Genomic DNA, 19310 nt, shown 5'->3' on the forward strand with positions numbered 1-19310 from the left:
CTCGGCCCGTATAAATTGCAAGAGATATGCCAAAAAATAGTAGGCAGCCCCTGGCGACCCTTTCTATTTCTCATCAACCAATGTACTTGACGAAACCATCCAATAGATTCTATAATTTCTCCGACCGTTTCCAGCCTTCTGCGAAATGGTGGCTTGCTGCGCTGTTGACCATTTTTATGCTTGGTTCTGTTGCTTTCCCGGCACTCGCCCAAAGGAACAAGAGGAAGAAAGCCACCCCTTCAAACGTTGAAACCAGCCTTGATACGCTGACTGTGCCTTCTGAGATAAATGTGTTTGAGTTTCCGAACATTAACAAGGTGGCTGATTATGTAGACAAAAGCAAGCTGGAGCGCATCCAGAAACTTGAAGCCAATAAAGAGTGGGAGGCGTTGTATCCGGCATTGAAATCTTATGTCAGAAACTTTGGTGTACAGAATTTCTATAAAGACACCTACCTGATTTGGCGACTGGCCAAATTGACAGAACTATTTGACGGACTTGAGGAAGCAAAGCCGCTTTACAAAATGGTACTGCGCCACCACCACAAGGATATTAACCTGCGAGAGATTGAGCTCTACTACGATTCGCTTAACAAGCAGGAGGTTGATTTATATGTGCCACTCGACTATTACTACGAATTGGTGGAACACAGAAAAGCCATAGACACACTTAGGCCCCCAAGAGGTGTTTTGCTCAATATGGGCGGTAACGTAAATAGCCGCAATGCTGATTATGGGCCTACTTTGAACATTAATGGAGACATCCTGCTTTTTACCTCGCAAAGGAATGAAATCAGGAGAAGCCTGAATACGCAAAACAATGAAGACCTTTTTATTGCCAGAAAGGAAGGACAGTATTGGCAGGAGGCCGTTGCCCTTCGGGAAATCAATACAAAATACAATGAGGGATCGGCTACGCTGAGTCGTGATGGGAAAACCTTATATTTTGCGAGGTGTGATGCCCCGGAATGTATCGGCAGCTGTGATATTTTCGTTGCAAAGCTTCAAGCCGACAGCACCTGGGGCAATATCCAAAACCTTGGAGCCAAAGTAAACAGCCTGAGTTGGGACAGCCATCCAGCCCTTTCGCACACCGAAGACACACTCTTTTTTGCCTCCGACCGTATAGGCGGCTTCGGACTTTCCGATATCTATTTTTCCTACAAGCTTAAAGGTGGTGGCTGGGCTCCTGCTCAAAACCTGGGGCCCATAGTGAATACCCGAAGCAATGAGGTCAGCCCCTTTTTCCACCCGAGATACAATATTCTTTATTTCAGTTCCAACGGCCAACTCTACAATTTCGGCGAGTTCGACATCTATAAATCTTACAAGATGGACAACATTTGGGGCGAGCCAGTCAATATCGGGCCGCTGGTGAATGGCAGAGGAAGCGAGTTCTATTTTACCATCGACGCTGAATCAAAAGATTTGTTCTACGCACGGTCGGCCAACAGAGATTTAAACATGCAGGATCTCTATTCGTTTCCCCTGCCCATGGAAGCGCAGCCAGGTTCAATAACAAAGGTGAGGGGTTCATTGACCGACAGCCTGACAGGAAAACCTTTCAACGGGATTGTTTCCATCATCGACCTCGACGATGGGATTGAAGTGGCACCCAGGTTTCTGAAACCCGACGGCAGCTTTGAGTTCGATCTTATCAACAACAACAACTACCTGCTGGTGATTCAGGGCGACGACTTTTTCAGGATAGAGGAGATGTTCTACCTCAACGGGCCAATGGAGCTGAACAGAACCACTGAGCCAATTGCCAGCAAGGTCAAATTCGAGTCCATTGAATTCGAAAATGGCAAGTCCGATCTCCGGACGGAAATGTATGGTGACCTTAATAAGATTGTGAACTTTTTGTATGACAATCCAGACTTTAAGCTGCGAATCTCTGGACACACTGATTCGGATGGCTCACCAGCATTTAATCTTGCACTGTCTAAGTCAAGGGCTCAGAATATAAGAGACTACATGGTCATATTTGGTGGTGTCGACGAGCGACGGGTAGAGTTTGAAGGCTACGGAAGCAGCCAACCGATTGTAGAAGAGAAAACAGAGCAAGACAAAACCCTGAACAGAAGGGTAGAATTCGAAATATTCAGGCCTGGGGTAAAAAAGGAAGGTGATCAGGGGTCTGGAAACTGAGCCACCTCATCACCTTCATATCAGCTTACTTTCTCTAAGTCTCAGATTTTAAGAATATCATTGAAAATGGCGAACACCATTATCGATAACAATAACACCATGCCTACTTTCTGCGCATTTTCCAGAAATTTATCTGATGGCTTACGGCCAGAAACGATTTCGTAGGTCAGGAACATCACATGCCCTCCATCAAGTGCCGGAATAGGCAGAAAGTTCATAAAGGCAAGCACCATTGACAGGAAGCCCAGCTTTTGCCAGAAATTCGTCCAGTTCCAGGTGCCCCCAAAAATCTTGGCAATACCGATAGGGCCGCTAACCGCTTTTGAAGCAGACACCTCACCACTGAATATTTTTCCAAAGCCTCTGATGTTCAGCCAAACCCATCCAAAAGCCTCGTTAGTTCCAGCCACCAAACTCTCCCCAAAGGTAAAATCACGGTGAGCAACGTCGACCAACAGGGTACGCACAAAGCCAACCGTACCATCGGTATCGATGGGAATATGCAGCTCAGTTGTCGTAAACATTCCTTCTTTTTCGACGGGCGCTTCTCCTACCGGCCGTTCCACAACAGCCAGCACTGTGTCACCAGCGTTCTCGGTCGCAATCTCCTTGAAATCAGCAAAGTATCTTGCCGGCCTGCCATTGATTGTAACAAACCTGTCGCCTTCCTTCAACCCTGCCACATCTCCACCTGAGCCACTGGCAACTTCACCAACAGCAAACGGGAGTCGATAGTCAATGAATCGAGTCACCGCATCTTTTTCTGATAGCTTGTCCAGAAAGCCTGACGGAATTTTCACTGTAACAATCTGTCCATCACGATCAACCGTGTAGGTGCTTCCAGCTTCCATGATCACATCAGGATTCATCACCTCATTGAAATCTTCGAAATCTTTTCCGTTGATTTTCAGAATCTTGTCTCCAGTTTTAAACCCTATCTCCTGCCCCAACTCATACGCCACAATGCCATATTTGTTGGCCTCGTCCCTGGAAATATAGGTATCACCGTTGAAGAAGGTCAGCAACACGAAAATGACGATGCCTGTGGCTACATTAACTATGATGCCACCCATCATCACGATCAGGCGCTGCCAGGCTGGCTTTGCTCTGAACTCGTAGGGCTCTGGCTCTTTGTTTAAGTGCTCAGTATCCATCGACTCATCGATCATTCCTGATATTTTCACAAACCCACCGAGTGGAATAGCTCCAATGGAGTATTCAGTGCCACGGTAGTCGAACCCAAAAATCTTAGGCGGAAATCCTATGGAATATTTTTCGACCCGCATGCCAAAGAACTTGGCTGTGAGTAAGTGGCCGAATTCATGCAATCCGACTAAAATAGAAAGTCCCAGCAAGAGCTGGGCGGTCATAATAAGTGCCTCCATTAAGCTATTAAATCTAAAGCGATGTTTCTTGTTTCTGTATCTGTATCAACGTAGTCCTGATAATCAGGGCTTGAAATATAGGGTATTTTAACCAAACACTTCTCCACTATATCCGACATTTCCATAAAACCAATCTTGTCATTCAGGAAAGACTCCACTGCCACTTCATTAGCGGCATTCAGCACACATGGCTTATTGCCACCCTCCTTTAAAGCGTCAAACGACAGCTGAAGGTTCCTGAAGGTTTCCAAATCTGGTTTTTCGAAAGTCAGGGAGGGATATTCTGCAAAGTTAAACCTTGGGAAGTCGGATTTCAACCTTTCCGGGTAAGTCAGAGCAAACTGGATGGGTATACGCATGTCGGGCAACCCAAGTTGTGCTTTTATGGAGCCATCTTCAAATTGCACCATCGAGTGAACGATGGATTGAGGATGAACTACCACATCAATTTTGTCGGCTGGAATGCCAAATAACCATCGGGCTTCTATCACTTCAAGCCCCTTGTTCATCAATGAGGCTGAGTCAATGGTAATTTTAGCTCCCATGTCCCAGTTGGGGTGTTTCAGCGCCATTTCCTTGGTCACTTTCAGTAGTTCACTTCTTGTCTTTCCACGGAAAGGTCCACCCGAAGCAGTCAGAATGATCTTTTCTATCGGATTGTGGAACTCACCAACTATGCATTGAAAAATAGCAGAATGCTCGGAGTCAATAGGAAAGATGTTGACAGCTTTTTCCTGCGCCATTTTGGTAATGAGCTCACCGGCCACGACCATGGTCTCCTTGTTGGCGAGAGCGATTGGCTTCCCTGCTGCAATGGCGTTCATCGTAGGTTTTAACCCCGAATAGCCGACAAGCGCCGTCAGCACCATATCGATTGTGTCCATTTGCACGATCTGAGAAAGCGCATCGAGCCCCGCAAAAACCTTGATGTCTTTTGGTAACAACGCATCGGCTACCTTTTGATACAGCGACTCGTTGCCAATCACTACCGCATTGGGAATGAACTCCAGGGCCTGGCGAATCAACAGATCGGCGTTGTTCTGGGCAGTTAGTACTTCTACTTCGAAGGCTTCAGGATGCCTTTTTATCACATCAAGCGACTGAACGCCAATGGAACCCGTGCTACCAAGGATAGCAACCCTTTTTTTCGGTCTTTCTTGTGTCAAGGTGTTGTGTTTATTCTTTGTACTTCAGCAGTTCTTCTGCAATCTTTCTGTCGTTCGAAAGCCTTGGTAATTTATTTTGCCCCCCGAGCTTTCCGATCGAGCGCATGTAATCGATGAAGGCGTTCTTTTTAACTGGAATGATATGAAGTTGTTCGAGAATATTGCCGGAAATAAGATCGAAGTAATAGCTATTCAGCTTTTGAAGCGAGTTATCGAGTGATGCCCTAAACGCTGTCATGTCTGCAGGCATTTTACTGAACTCGATATACCACTCATGCCGGGGGAGCCCTTCCACAGGAGCTACATGAGGAGCCACAGTAAACTCAACGATATCTGACTCCGGAAATTTCTCCAGGGTTTTCCGCATGGCATTTTCCACTTCTTCGCCTATCACGTGCTCACCAAACGCTGAGATAAAATGCTTGATCCTTCCCGTTACCAACAACTTGTAAGGATCTTTCGAAATAAACTTCACTGTGTCGCCTATCGAATAGCCCCATAGGCCTGCGTTACTATTAATGATCAAAGCGTAATTCGTATTGAGTTCCACCTGGTCGAGGCTTAACCGGGTGGGTGATTCATTGAAATACTCATCAGCCGGAATGAACTCGAAGAAAATACCGCTATTCGCCAGCAGCAGCAGTCCCGGGTCGTCCTGCTTGTCCTGAAACGCAATAAATCCTTCGGAAGCCGGATAGGTCTCCACCGAATCGACCTTTTTCCCTATTGTGTCAAAAAGCTTTTGCCTGTAGGGTTCAAAGTTCACCCCACCATATATAAACAGCGAGAAGTTTTTGAAAACGTCCTTCACAGGAAGGTGTTTCTTTTCTACAATCCTGTCGAAATACATTTGCACCCACGGCGGAATACCTGAGATCAGCGTCATGTCCTGATCAATGGTTTCCTCCACTATCTTGTCAACTTTCGCCTCCCAGTCTTCCATGCAATTGGTAGCGTAAGAAGGCAGCTGATTGGTGCGTAAGTAGCCCGGCACATGGTGGTTCACAATACCTGACAGGCGGCCGGTGTTGATACCCGCCTTTTGATCGAGCACAGGGCTGCCGGAAAGAAAAATCAATTTGCCATCCAGGAACTTAGCATTGCCTGTTTCATGCACATAATTCAATATGGCATTGCGGGCGCTATTGATGTGATTAGGAATGGAGTCTTTGGTGATGGGAATGTATTTGGTGCCAGAGGTAGTGCCTGAAGTTTTTGCAAAATAGGCAGGCTTTCCCGGCCAAAGTACGTCACTTTGTCCGGTTAGCATTTTCTCCACGTAAGGCTTCAGGGCCTCGTAATCCCGGACAGGCACCTGCTTTTTGAAGTCATCGTAAGTGTGGATATCCTTGAAACCGTGGTCACTTCCAAAAACCGTCTTGCTGGCTTTGCTAACAAGGTTTTTAAGTGTTTTATGCTGATAATCAGGGGCTTTTTGCTCCCATTCTCTCTGCTCCCGCACAACGAAGGCGGCGAATGGCTTGCTAAGAACTGATCTGATTCCCATAATTAATAATAAAGGCGCAAAATAAGTAAATGACCTTTCTAAAACCTAAGCAAGCCTCTTTCGTTTTTATTTTGCACAGTTTTTGACGATACGCAATGCACTGACGTTTAGGTAACAGCGCAACACTGTTGACTTCTTAACACTTAAAACCTGATGTTATGAAAAAATTTATTGGAATTGTAGTCTTGAGTTTTCTGGGAGGCATAGGAGGAGCATATGTATATGAAACGCAGCTCTCGGCCAAAATTGCCTCCAACAACTTACAGGATCCGGACTTCTATTTCTCAAAGAATGTTAGCCACGGCGAAACCAACAATTTTTCACCGGCAGCAGCTGAGCCCTTCCGGAGCGACGCAGCCGCAATAAACGATTTGCCAGACCTGGTCAGTGCATCGGCACGAAGCACCAAGAGCGTTGTGTTCGTAAAAACCGTGAGCGAAACCGACTACCGCACCGGTAGCTGGATGGATTGGTTTTTCGGAGGACCCAGCCAGTCAGTTAGCTCTGGGTCAGGAGTGGTCTACTCCAAGGATGGCTATATAGTGACCAACAACCACGTGATCAATGACGCCGACATGATTCAGGTAATTCTTGACAAGAGAACCTACGACGCCACGCTGATAGGCACGGATCCTTCCACCGATTTGGCTGTAATAAAAATTGAGGGCAATAATCTCCCTGCCATTGAGGTGTCGACCTCAGCCAATGTGCGGGTGGGTGACTGGGTGCTGGCTGTCGGCAACCCCTTCAATCTTACCTCCACCGTCACCGCTGGTATCGTGAGTGCCAAAGGCCGCAGCATCAATATACTGAAAGACCGGTTCCCCATTGAGTCCTTTATTCAAACCGACGCCGCCATTAACCCTGGAAACAGCGGCGGGGCATTAGTTAACACGTCAGGCCAGTTGATAGGTATTAACACGGCCATTTTATCACAAACGGGTACGTATTCCGGGTATGGTTTTGCTGTGCCTGTCGACATTGTAAAAAAAGTGGTGAACGACATCATTAACTACGGACAGGTGCAAAAGGCCTTTATTGGAGCGGAGTTCATCGACATAGATAGTGACATTGCCGGCAAGCTCAGCCTGAGCAACCTGGATGGTGTGATCACCTCTTATGTACAAAGGGGAAGCGCCGCCGACAAGGCAGGACTGGAAAAAGGTGATGTAATCATTCGGGTGAACGACAAGTCGCTCAACAACAAGACTGAGCTTGAGGAGCTGATGGGCTACCACTACCCTGGTGACAAATTCGTTCTGGACATCAAGCGAGGCGACAATGTAGTAAGGAAACAAGTAACACTTCTCAATGGCGAAGGGAATACCGAGGTGCTAAAAAGTAGTGTCTACTTCTCAGAGAAGCTGGGAGTGGAGTTTGAAAAGGTGTCGAAAGTAGAAAGAGACCTTCTGAAGATTGACAATGGCGTTCGGGTGAAGAAAATAAGGAATGGCTTTTTCAGGCAACTTGATATTCCGGAAGGCTTCATCATTACCAACATCAACAACCGGCCGGTGGAAACGCCGGAGGAGCTGGCCAATATTTTGGAGAAAATCAAGGGAAAGGTTGTCATCGACGGCATTACCTCCAAAGGAAGGCGGGTGTACATCCCCTACAGGTTCGATTGATAAGGCATAAAAAAGGGCGGGGTCTCCAATATTGGAGACCCCGCCCTTTTTTATCAACTGCCAGTTGAAGCTAGACAGTCCTCATTTTAAGTCTTTTCTTCAGTTCGTCAACTGAATACCTGAACTTGGCATCGGTATCAATCATGTCGTTGACTGCCTGCACTGCGTGAATTACGGTGGAGTGGTCACGACCACCAAAGTGGTAACCGATAGATTTCAGTGAATGGTTGGTGTAGTCTTTTGAGAAGTACATGGCCACCTGGCGGGCAATTACTATTTCCTTCTTACGGGTTTTGGCTTTCAAGTCTTCCAAAGCGACATTAAAATAGTCGGACACTGCCTTTTGGATATAATCAATACCCACCTCAGTATCGTAGTCGTTAACAATGTTTTTTATGATCTGCTTAGCCAACTCAAGGTCGATCTCTCGTTTTACCAACGAAGAATGGGCGATAAGTGAAATCATCACTCCTTCCAACTCTCTGATATTGCTATCGATGGTATAAGCCAGGTACTCAAGCACATCCTCAGGAATGATAATTCCCTCCGCTTGTGTCTTCTTTTGGATAATAGCCACCCTTGTCTCAAAGTCTGGCGTTTGTATGTCAGCAGTAAGGCCCCACTTGAATCTCGACACCAATCTTTCCTGAAGGCCCTTTAGCTCTCTTGGAGGACAATCAGACGTCATGATGATTTGCTTACCACTTTGATGAAGGTGATTGAAGATGTGAAAAAAGATTTCCTGCGTTCTCTCCTTGTCACGAAGAAACTGTACATCATCGATGATCAACACATCGACTTTCTGGTAGAAATTGATGAAATCCTGAACAGCATTATTTCTCAAAGACTCAATGAACTGGTTGGTGAACTTCTCCGATGCTACATAAAGCACCTTGGCATCTGGATTGCTTTCCATGATCTGGTTACCAACCGCCTGAACAAGGTGTGTTTTTCCAAGACCAACACCCCCGTATATCATCAGTGGATTGAAGGAGGTAACACCCGGCCTTTGCGCCACAGCATAGCCAGCTGAGCGGGCCAATCTATTGCAGTCACCTTCTATATAGGAATCGAAAACATAGATAGGATTCAATTTGCCTGTCAATGTTAAGAATTCTGGTGTCACTGCGGGGCTTTGTTGCACATTTTGTCCATTTCCAACATGATTTTGTCCAAAACGGCCAGGAGCCTTGTTTACCGGATAATTAACAGTCAAAGGCTTTACCTGCTCATTTCCTCTATCTATCACCACGGAATATTCCAATCTTCCGCTGGGCCCTAATTCCTGAAGTATTGCCTTTCTTAAAATATGAACATAATTATCCTCAAGCCATTCGTAGAAAAACTGGCTAGGCACCTGTATGGTCAAAACACTTTTGTCTAATTTTATTGGTGTAATGGGCAGAAACCACGTTTTGAAGCTTTGTTCCTGTATCTCATGCTTAACTAAATTCAGACAGTTTTCCCAGATTTGTTGATGCATGGTGGATTAAAAAATGTTGTTATTGTTGCAGTGATTCTCCTTTCTGAACAGGAGGTAACATCAAAGGTGTCAAAAAAAAAAGTAATAAAAAAACACTACGACGCTTGACTTTTTGGATTGTCGAATTGTCAAATAAAAACAGCGTTTATGGGTGAAAATTCTTTAAAAAATACAATTATTACCTAAATGTTATGAAACAAACTTAAATCTCTTTTTTGGCAATTCAAAGAGCCCGTCTGTCTATATAAATTTAATGTTCGTCCCACTCAAAATACTTTATCTTTGCTAACACTTGACTCAAAAATAAGAATAGCTTATGAGTAAATGGGACATGTCCAATTTCCCTCCATCCAATCATTCTCTTTGGAAAGAAAATGCATTGAAAGAATTGAAGTCAAAGCAATTAGATTCTTTGCAATGGCACTACGACCCCGATGTTATTATTCAACCTTATTATGAGAAAACTGACGCTTTCTTCTCCCTTGCCGGGAACGCCAATGCCGAGTTACTGCCTGACCAACAGATGGGAAGGCTTTGGCACTACCTCGACTCACTAACCATAGACACTCAAGTCGCTGATAATAAAGACGCTAACGAAATAGCCCTGGAATCTTTGGGTCAGGGAGCTGATGGGATTTTGTGGAAACTAAAAGAAATTGATCTGTCGGCCCATGTTACTTTATTTAAAGATATTGCCTTTGAGTATTGCCAGAATGCCTTTCAGGTGTATCAATGGGGTGAGGCTGAGGAAGCATTTTTTCAGCGTTTTTTTTCGGGTTCCTTCCTGAAAAAAGACATTCTTCCCGGCTTTTTGTTTTACGACCCTGTGTCTGATTCAGACGAGATACTGAGAATTGAGGCGCTTTTTCCTCAAGGGAAATCGTTTCGTCCCCATTGCTTTGACGCCACATCAGAACTTACCAGTTCACTTTCACCGACTGGTCAAATCGCCTACCTGCTGTTGGCGTTCATTGAAAGATGCAAAAAGCTGAGCAGCGCTGGTGTCTCTATTGATAGCATTGTAGACAGAACGATTGTCTGTGTAAGCATCGGCAGAGACTTCTTTCATGAGATGGCTAAAATCAAAGCCATCAAAGTTGTTCTCTCTCAGGCTGCCAATCATTTTGATGGTAGCAAAGTGTCTCCCGCAGATATCAAGATATATAGCCAGCCAAATGTCAATACACACTCGGTTGTTGATCCCTATGTCAACCTTATTCGTATGACATCTGCTGCAATGGCTGGCGTAAATGGAGGGGCCAGCTATCTTTCAATGCCTGGCTTCGATAGCAGAAATCCCTTCTCGCTTGGCCAATTTTCCCGGAGAATTTCAAGAAATATCTCGAACCTTCTCCGGGACGAAAGCTATTTCGACAAAAACACTGATCCAATGGCGGGTTCTTACTTTCTCGAGAAATTAAGCGAAGAATTGGCCAGCGAAGGCTGGACAAAGATGCAAAAAATAGAATCTTCAGGCGGTTTTTCGAGCTCACTTGCGGGCGGCTATTGGCAGAACGAAGCAAATAAGTTCCAAGAAAAAGAGAGAGCGTTGATTGCCAGTCGAAAGCTGAACGTTGTTGGTGTAAATAATTTTTGCGACCTGAGTCTTTTTGAGTCGTTTCCCACCCTCAAAAGCTACAACGGCGACGGCTCGCTGCTCTCCTCGTTTGAACGCCTCCGGATCAAGATGGAAGACTACCTCGCAAAGCAGCCCGGGCGGTCCAGACCTGCTGCTATGGCCGTTTTCTTTGGTGACAAGCAGGCTTCGCTGGCGAGGTATAATTTTGTAAAAGGAGTATTGCCCGCCGCTGGCATAGACGTAGCCGAATGGGTGCCATGGTCACCGCAGCATTCTGCGCCTTTTTCTGCCGACACCCGACTCATCATCGCTTGCAGCTCCGATCAAGATTACATTGAGTCAGGCCCGTCCGTGTTTCAAGCCTTGAAAGAACAGTGCCCAAAGGCCCACCTGGTGCTGGCAGGAAACCCGGGCAGTATCGAAGAGCAACTGACCAAAGCAGGCATAGACAGCTTCATCCATCTTAAATCCGATTTTGTTAAAATGCTCTCCTCTTACCAAAAGCTATTTGGCATATGACTACACCTGACTTCACAAAAATTCCTTTTAGCCCCGAGGCTGGCCCAGGGAAACAGCCTTCTACAGGGGTAGCCACATGGAAAAGTGCAGAAGGTATTGATGTGCCATCCATGTTCGGCAAAGAGCATCGAGAAAAAGTCATCCAGGGTGCTTTTGCGGCCGGACTGCCTCCATTTCTCAGAGGCCCCTACAGCACGATGTACACAAGCAGACCCTGGACGATCAGGCAATATGCGGGTTTCTCAACAGCCGAAGACTCCAATGCATTTTACCGGAAGAACCTGGCCATGGGACAAAAAGGCCTTTCGGTGGCTTTCGACCTGGCCACCCACAGGGGCTACGACTCCGATCACCCTAGAGTAGAGGGGGATGTAGGTAAGGCTGGTGTAGCCATTGATTCGGTGGAAGACATGAAGATCCTTTTCGACCAAATTCCCCTGGATAAGATTTCAGTGTCGATGACCATGAACGGAGCTGTTCTCCCGATCATGGCATTCTACATAGTAGCGGCAGAAGAACAAGGGGTGAAGCCTAACGAACTAAGCGGCACTATTCAGAATGACATCCTCAAGGAGTTTATGGTGAGAAATACCTACATCTACCCTCCTGTACCGTCCATGCGAATTGTTGGAGATATTTTTGAATATACGGCCAGGCACATGCCTCGCTTCAACAGCATTTCGATAAGTGGCTACCATATGCACGAGGCGGGTGCTCCTGCTGACCTGGAGCTGGCTTACACCCTGGCCGATGGCCTGGAATATATAAGAACAGGGCTGGCGGCCGGACTCAAAATTGATGAGTTTGCGCCACGGCTCTCTTTTTTTTGGGGCATAGGCATGAATCACTTCATGGAAATCGCCAAACTGAGGGCCGCCAGGGTGCTGTGGGCACAGCTCGTAAGTCAATTCAGTCCTGGCAACAGCAAGTCGCTTTCGTTGCGAACGCACTGCCAAACCTCCGGATGGAGCCTTACCGAACAAGATCCATTCAATAATGTGGCCCGGACAACCATTGAGGCAATGGCAGCGGTGTTTGGTGGCACACAGTCTCTGCACACCAATGCCCTCGACGAAGCTATTGCTCTGCCAACAGACTTCTCGGCCCGAATAGCGAGAAACACCCAGCTGTATCTGCAGGAAGAAACCAACGTCGCCAAAGTAGTCGATCCGTGGGGAGGCTCTCACTATGTAGAATACCTAACCAACGAATTAATTGAAAAAAGCTGGGCGCTGATAGAAGAGGTGGAAGCACTTGGTGGCATGACCAAGGCCATCGAAAGTGGCCTGCCTAAAATGAGAATAGAAGAAGCTGCTGCAAAAAAACAAGCGAGGATTGACTCGCAGCAAGATATAATTGTAGGAATTAATAGGTATATTACGAAAGAAAAAACTGATATAGAGCTACTTGAGGTTGACAATGCGGCTGTAAGAGCGAAGCAAATCCAAAGACTTGCCAGACTCAAATCGAGCAGAAATGACTCCAAGGTTGCTGTGGTTTTAGAAGATTTGACCAAATGTGCTCAGACGGGCAAGGGCAATCTTCTGGAAAAAGCGGTAAACGCTGCTCGGTTGAGAGCTACCCTCGGTGAAATCTCCTCTGCTATGGAAGAAGCATTTGGCAGACATAAGGCGGTCATCAAATCGATAGCTGGCGTTTATGCCAGCGAATCGGGTTCCAGCAATGACATAACGACGGCAAGGAAGTTAACCGATCAGTTTGAAGAACTGGATGGGAGAAGGCCTCGGATTCTGGTGGCAAAAATGGGACAGGATGGTCATGACAGGGGTGCCAAAGTGATTGCTACAAGCTTTGCCGATCTCGGGTTCGACGTAGATATTGGCCCACTGTTTCAAACGCCCGAGGAAGTAGCCATGCAGGCAGCCGAAAACGACGTCCACGTCATTGGCGTTTCGACCCTGGCAGGCGGGCACAAGACGCTCGTTCCAAAGTTGATTCACCAGCTAAAGGTAATTGGCAGGAGCGACATCAAAGTAGTGGCCGGGGGTGTAATCCCGACGAAAGATTTTGATTTTTTATATAGTGAAGGCGTTATTGACATATTTGGCCCGGGAACAGTGATCCCAAAAGCGGCCATCTCTATTCTCAGGAAATTAATGAGCATTTGACTTTACACATCATCAACTTTTTGAAGCATGAAAAATTCATTCAAGCATTTACTTTCTCTTACTGTCTTTTTGCTTTGCGCTGGGCTAAATAGCAACGTTTGTGCCCAGAACTGGCCAAAATTATTTAAAAAAGCCAATGACTCCTATGCGGTAGGCGACTACCCTAAGGCTAAAAAGTCGGCCAGTAAAATCGTTAAAAAGACCACCAAAAAATTGGGGGCAGAAAACAAGTATCTGGCGAGTGCGCTGGTGCTTGAGGCACAAATAGACTGGGCTGCGGGGCTACACAAGGACATGGCCGATAAGATAGCCAGAGGAGTGGCCATGAGCGCTAAGGTAAATGGAGAAAGCTCTGTGGATCATGGTCTTCTGCTTTACGAAGCAGCACATGTTTGGGCGGACTATGGGCATTTCGTCAACTCGAAGGAACTACTTACAAAAGCCACGGCGGTGTTAGAAGCAAGTGGTGCCTCCAATGAGGAAATGAAAATAAAGCTGGCTTTGCTTCAAACAAGAATACTGAAAGGCAAAGGCTTTTATGCCGATGTAGTCAAATATATTAACAGCAATCTGACTACTGCGCAAACGGCATACCAGTCGGCCAGCGGTAAAGAGCTCATTGCCAGCCTAAAAGGTGCTTATGGTGAATTATTGATGCATAAAGCCGATGCGTTCAGACTGATGGGAGACTATATCAGATCAGATTCGGCCTTTATTTTTACTCAGCAATGGATTGGCAAGGAGCTGGGCAAGAATCCACTTATTTACAGCCAAACGCTTTACCTCAATGCGAAGCTGTTGGAGGAAAATGGAATCGATCCCTCTGCCCTGCCCGACCTGTATGAGGATGCCCTTAAAAATACGATGCGGATTCACTCAGCGTCACATATCGCCAGGCTGGACATGATGGAAAGCCTGATTCGCTCATATTGGAGAATCGACAATTATTCAAAGACAAGCAACAACACCAATCAGTTTAGAGCCATACTTAATAAAAGTTTTGAAAAGGGAAGCCTCAATCGTGCACGGCTTGAAACCCTGCCGATGGACATCAATGCACCAAGTACGAAGGTTTTCGGACAGGAAAAAGATGCTGCCTCCAAAGCTTACGGTAGCCTTTACCCTGAAATTCACCCTGAGAGACGAAGGATACTTGAATTTGCCTACCGTGCTGCCCAGCTAAACAATAATGCGGAAAATGCGGAAAAGTACCTTCTTGATATCCTTAAAATTGAAAAGGACATGCTCGGTGCCGATGCCCCAGAGTATCACTTGTCGAGAGTGCTGCAAGCCAACTACCTGGTCGAATACTCGGATAAGTTTGCTGAGGCAAAGAAAATATATGATGAGAGCTTCCATGGAGTGATTGAAAAGGAGTTTTCTCAAGGCCATGTTGAATATGTGAACACCCTCAACCATTTGGCGCAGTTTTATGAGGAAAATGACGATTTCAGTAATGCATCAAAAACACTTGACAAAGCACTGAATGTATCCCGTGTGAAATACGACAACAAGGATGTAAACTATGGTGTTGAGTTGAATAAGATTGCGTCTCTGCAAATGAACATTGGAGAATATGAGAAAGCAGAAAAAAACATTCAGGAAGCAACCGATATCCTCGCCAAACCTTCCTCTCTTGAGGAAACGCTCCATTATACTAATTTATTGACAACCAAAGCAAGGCTGATGGTTATTCAAGGTCTTTACGACGAGGCGGAAGACCTTCTTTTCGAGTCAGAACGAATCAAAATTAAGAGTGGATTAAACCGACTGGGCTCTGCCGGGCAAAACACGGAAGACCTTGCTGAACTATACTATCATTTGGGCAGATACAGCGACGCAACAGATTTGGTCGATAAATACCTGACGAATACAGAAAAACAGTTTGGTGCCACAAGCAGGCACCTTTTGCGCCCGCTGGTTTTGAAGGCACAATTGAAGCTGGCTGCCGGCGAGTATACCGATGCGGAGTCGTTCGCAAGAAGATCTCTTAACATAGCAACAGCTGTGTTTCCAGCATCTTCCTCCAAGCTAGCCAGCAGCTTAATAACCTTATCCCGACTCTACACAACGATAGGAGATTATGAAAAAGCGGAGCAATTTATTTCTCAGGCGATTACCAATCAGGAAAAACAATTTGGGCGAAGCCATGTTGATGTAGGCCGTTCGCTTGCCCAGCTGGGAATGATCAAATTTTACGACGGTGCCAGTTTTAAGCAGCAACAAGCCCTGCTTGTTGAAGCAGAAAAAATCGTTGGAACCAAGCTGGGAAGTAAAAACCCACTCTATGCAGAAGTACTGAAAGATTTGGCCACTGTGAGTATTTATGCGGGCGAATATGACATTTCCCTACAGTATCTCGAAGAGGCGTGGACGATCTGGAAAGACCGAATAGGAAAGAGGAATAACGTTAATGCTGCTGTTGTTAATACGCTAAAAGGTGACATCCAGTACCAGAAAAGGCAATACGACAGGGCAGACAATTTTTACCAGGATGCCCTAAAGACGTACGCCAAATTTTTCTCCACTTCTCACCCGGAGTATGTGAAAGTGCTGTCGAAGCTGGCTAAAACTTACTACATGAATGGGGACATTAGAAAGGCCCAGAATACTATTGAAGAGACACTGGCCAACTATCAGGAATTTATAAAGACCTACTTCCCCGCTCTGAGTGAAAGAGAAAAAGCCAAATTTTGGAACACCATCAAGTCCGATTACGAGTTCTACAACACATTGGCGCTTACACGGATCGACAAGAAAGAGGACCTGATAGGTGACATTTACAATAACGCTTTGCTCACCAAGGCACTCCTGCTGAATACCTCAATAAAAATCAGAACCCGTATTCTTTCCAGCGGAGACAGCACGTTGATAAATATGTACAGCAGTTGGATAGCCAAAAAAGCACAGCTAACCAATGCCCTTTCCATGTCAAACGATCAGCTGCTGGAGAACAATGTGAATCCGGCTCAACTGGTACAAGAGATGGAAGCGCTGGAGAAACAGCTCAGCTTGAAGTCCGAAGTATTTGGAGAAGGTGTCGACAACAATGTTGTCACGTGGCAGGATGTAAAAGCAGCCCTGGGCGAGAATGAAAAGGGGGTTGAAATTGTGAGGTTCCGTTACTTCGACCATGATTTTACTGATTCGGTAATGTACGCTGTCATCTATGTCGACAATGAAAAGCGCAGCAAACCACAACTGGTGCTGCTGAGAAACGGCGCAGCCCTCGAAGGCAGATACATGAAGCTGTATCGAAACAGTATTAAATTTAAGATTGAGGATGAGTATTCCTATGATCAGTTCTGGAAGCCTATCGTTGAAGCTGTTGGGCAAACCTCTACGATCTACCTTTCGGCCGACGGTGTTTATAATCAAATCAATTTGGAGGCCATACCAACTGGCGATGGCAAATACGTACTCGATAATTCCAATATCATCCTGGTAAGTAATACCAGGGATCTTGTGAACAGAAATAAGAAAAAGAAGGCACAGGCACCCGCTGAGAACCTGGCGTTGATGTTTGGGGATCCTATTTTTTATGTGAAATCAGAGGGGGCGTCTGCTGGCAACGAGAACTTGACCAAAAGTATCGGTATGAGTGAAGTACAGCGACTTCCCGGCACACATGAAGAAGTGGTTGAACTCAAAAAATTACTCAATGATAATGGCTGGAAAACCCAGGACTACATGGAAATGAAGGCGGGTGAAGATCAGGTAAAATCAATGAAAAGCCCGAAAGTATTCCACATCGCCACACACGGTTTCTTCCAGCCGGCGATCGAGGAAAATAACATATTTGCCGGACTCAACGAATCGAAAGCTTATGACAACCCGTTGCTGAGATCTGGATTGCTAATGGCCGGAGCTGGCGATATTTTGAACGAAAGCGCCTACAACTACAATAGCCAGAGTGGTATCCTAACTGCCTATGAGGCCATGAACCTCAATCTGGATCAAACGGACCTGGTAGTATTGAGCGCTTGCGAAACGGGCTTAGGTGAAATGGAAGCCGGAGAAGGCGTGTATGGATTGCAACGAGCATTTCTGGTTGCGGGAGCCAAAACAATCATCATGAGTTTGTTCAAAGTATCTGATGAAGCCACACAGCAGCTCATGGTGAAGTTTTACCAGAAGTGGATCACCACCGGCGACAAGCGCAGGGCTTTTATTGATGCCAAGAAAGAGATAAGGAATGAGTATCGTGACCCAATCTATTGGGGGCCTTTTGTAATGATAGGATTGGATTGATCTCTATTACATGATCGAACTTGAGGGAGACTGTCGAAAGGCAGTCTCTTTTTTGTGTTGTTAGCCTGGTCTCTGGTGGGGCTCAGCAACCCATAGCTTTAGAGTGACGACAGTGGCAGTCTGATGAACAGCTACCTGTAGATTTTTGGACGTGTCTCGCTAGCCGGAAGGGGGCTGGTCGCTAAGGAGTTGTTTTGCAATCAGGTCGATCAACTGGAACCAGTTCAGAATTTCTAGGACTGGGCGCTTAACATGACCATTGCCCTAATAATGGATCAATCTGTATTTCTGGGGGGAATTGATTTTTAGCATGGGTATTTTGTGCTTGCATAAAGAAGCAAAAGGTCCAAGCGGGACACATTGAACCAGTTTTGCTTCTTTATTTTCTGCTAATCGCTCAAAAGAATAAGGTTCCTTTGAGTCTTAATCCCCAGATTTTCCGCTTGATCCCTAACAATTCCGTTTCTATTGTTCGCCTCTCTTGCCTAAATCCAGCCGCTTTCATTTTGTCAGAATATGGGCATAAAAAAAGGGGCTTGCGCCCCTTTTTTTATCTTTTCTACACTTCGCCTTAGTTAGCAGTAGCAACAAGGCCATTTTTTACAAGGAAGCTCTGATACATATCCTGGAAGTCCTGTACTTCAGGAGACATCTCGATAGCCTCTTCATACTTGGTAAGCGCATCAAGCACAAGGTTGTTTTCTTCGAAGAAAGAAGCATAGATGATCTTATTCAGCGGTGTTTCTTCGTTTACTTCACTCTTCAGTCCTTTGATGTTTTCGTTCACCTTAGCAGACTCAGTGTTTGAAAGGCGCTTGATACCGAAGTCAGACGATTTCACATCTTCATCGCCCTTTACTTTAACATTCAGTATCACAAGTCTTTCCTGACCAAGCTTGGGGTTGGTAAAATCAAGCTCATAAGCCGTTTGGTCAGTTTCAGTCTTGGCTACTTCCTCATCGAAGATGTTCTTTATAGTCACAATATATGTTACATCCTCCATGTCAAGAGGTGCCCAGCGAACAATTGCGTTGTCACCATAAAAGTCAACAGAATTGGGGAGCATTACCTTAATAGCTGAAAGGCCTCTTTCAACAGCACCAGTCGCTTTCATGTTTGACCGGTAGTTTCCGCCACCATCGCTTTCGTTCATTTTAGCTGCGATGTAGTTAGTGTAACGGCTAGCAGTTGTAGAACTTGTGGCCGCAATTTTCGCCGACAAATCGTCTATCTTCACAGTGCCAGGAGTTCTTATCTCAGTGGTTTTACCGCTGCTGTGAACCAGTCCGATATAAGCGCCACTTGCAGCAATGATTTGATCACCTTTTGCAAGCGTTGCCCCAGTTTTCAGGGTTTCTGCCTGACTTGCACCAGCTTTTTTCACTTGGTTTTCACCCTTATTAGCCAATACCCGAAACTCATAACCCTGAGCCAATACACTGCTGCTCAAAAAAGTCAGCAATACCAAGAACGTCAAAAGAATTGTTCTCATTTTCATAGGTCTAATTTTTAA

Annotated in this window: 10 protein-coding genes; 5 read left to right on the top strand and 5 right to left on the bottom strand. The window is 45.8% G+C overall.

Annotated features, from left to right (window positions below; translation table 11 throughout):
* Positions 1-26 precede the first annotated feature (26 nt).
* On the top strand, positions 27-2150 hold the full coding sequence (locus tag RIG68_RS27995) for an OmpA family protein (RefSeq protein WP_350130230.1): 2124 nt from the start codon (positions 27-29) through the stop codon (positions 2148-2150).
* Positions 2151-2191: 41 nt separating this feature from the next.
* On the opposite strand, the gene rseP is transcribed toward RIG68_RS27995, so the two are convergent.
* The 3 genes from rseP to RIG68_RS28010 are packed head-to-tail and all read right to left on the bottom strand — an operon-like array spanning position 2192 to position 6208.
* Positions 2192-3535 (bottom strand): RIP metalloprotease RseP, encoded by a 1344-nt coding sequence (gene rseP, locus RIG68_RS28000; RefSeq protein ID WP_350130232.1) that lies wholly within the window; start codon positions 3533-3535, stop codon positions 2192-2194.
* Positions 3535-4701, bottom strand: coding sequence for a 1-deoxy-D-xylulose-5-phosphate reductoisomerase (locus RIG68_RS28005; RefSeq protein ID WP_350130234.1), 1167 nt, complete (start codon positions 4699-4701; stop codon positions 3535-3537). The genes rseP and RIG68_RS28005 overlap by 1 nt, the downstream gene beginning before the upstream one ends.
* A 10-nt stretch (positions 4702-4711) precedes the next feature.
* Entirely contained in the window at positions 4712-6208 is a 1497-nt protein-coding gene (locus tag RIG68_RS28010) for a GH3 auxin-responsive promoter family protein (RefSeq protein ID WP_350130236.1), read from the bottom strand.
* Between the two features lie 158 nt (positions 6209-6366).
* On the opposite strand from RIG68_RS28010, the gene RIG68_RS28015 reads away from it, so the two are divergent.
* Positions 6367-7836, top strand: coding sequence for a S1C family serine protease (locus RIG68_RS28015; protein WP_350130238.1), 1470 nt, complete (start codon positions 6367-6369; stop codon positions 7834-7836).
* Between the two features lie 70 nt (positions 7837-7906).
* On the opposite strand, the gene dnaA is transcribed toward RIG68_RS28015, so the two are convergent.
* Positions 7907-9319 (bottom strand): chromosomal replication initiator protein DnaA, encoded by a 1413-nt coding sequence (gene dnaA, locus RIG68_RS28020; RefSeq protein ID WP_350130240.1) that lies wholly within the window; start codon positions 9317-9319, stop codon positions 7907-7909.
* A 316-nt stretch (positions 9320-9635) separates the two neighbouring features.
* Between dnaA and RIG68_RS28025 the strand changes: the two genes are divergently transcribed.
* Genes RIG68_RS28025 through RIG68_RS28035 form a run of 3 tightly spaced genes read left to right on the top strand, consistent with a single transcriptional unit; the run spans position 9636 to position 17797 of the window.
* Complete coding sequence (locus tag RIG68_RS28025; protein WP_350130242.1) at positions 9636-11417, top strand: methylmalonyl-CoA mutase family protein; 1782 nt, start codon at positions 9636-9638, stop codon at positions 11415-11417.
* Positions 11414-13546, top strand: a complete 2133-nt coding sequence (scpA, locus tag RIG68_RS28030) for a methylmalonyl-CoA mutase (RefSeq protein ID WP_350130244.1) — start codon at positions 11414-11416, stop codon at positions 13544-13546. The genes RIG68_RS28025 and scpA overlap by 4 nt, the downstream gene beginning before the upstream one ends.
* A 27-nt stretch (positions 13547-13573) precedes the next feature.
* On the top strand, positions 13574-17797 hold the full coding sequence (locus RIG68_RS28035; RefSeq protein WP_350130245.1) for a CHAT domain-containing protein: 4224 nt from the start codon (positions 13574-13576) through the stop codon (positions 17795-17797).
* 571 nt (positions 17798-18368) lie between these two features.
* Here RIG68_RS28035 and RIG68_RS28040 read toward each other — a convergent pair.
* Positions 18369-19295: a hypothetical protein gene (locus RIG68_RS28040; RefSeq protein ID WP_350130247.1), complete on the bottom strand. Its 927-nt coding sequence runs from the start codon at positions 19293-19295 to the stop codon at positions 18369-18371.
* Positions 19296-19310: the final 15 nt, after the last annotated feature.

This window comes from Imperialibacter sp. (genome assembly GCF_040222385.1).
GTDB lineage: Bacteria > Bacteroidota > Bacteroidia > Cytophagales > Cyclobacteriaceae > Imperialibacter.

Coding starts and splice junctions, on each gene's coding strand:
- RIG68_RS28010 (WP_350130236.1), bottom strand. CDS start 6,208: ATGGGAATCAGATCAGTTCTTAGCAAGCCATTCGCCGCCTTCGTTGTG.
- dnaA (WP_350130240.1), bottom strand. CDS start 9,319: ATGCATCAACAAATCTGGGAAAACTGTCTGAATTTAGTTAAGCATGAG.
- rseP (WP_350130232.1), bottom strand. CDS start 3,535: ATGGAGGCACTTATTATGACCGCCCAGCTCTTGCTGGGACTTTCTATT.
- scpA (WP_350130244.1), top strand. CDS start 11,414: ATGACTACACCTGACTTCACAAAAATTCCTTTTAGCCCCGAGGCTGGC.
- RIG68_RS28040 (WP_350130247.1), bottom strand. CDS start 19,295: ATGAAAATGAGAACAATTCTTTTGACGTTCTTGGTATTGCTGACTTTT.
- RIG68_RS28025 (WP_350130242.1), top strand. CDS start 9,636: ATGAGTAAATGGGACATGTCCAATTTCCCTCCATCCAATCATTCTCTT.
- RIG68_RS28035 (WP_350130245.1), top strand. CDS start 13,574: ATGAAAAATTCATTCAAGCATTTACTTTCTCTTACTGTCTTTTTGCTT.
- RIG68_RS27995 (WP_350130230.1), top strand. CDS start 27: ATGCCAAAAAATAGTAGGCAGCCCCTGGCGACCCTTTCTATTTCTCAT.
- RIG68_RS28015 (WP_350130238.1), top strand. CDS start 6,367: ATGAAAAAATTTATTGGAATTGTAGTCTTGAGTTTTCTGGGAGGCATA.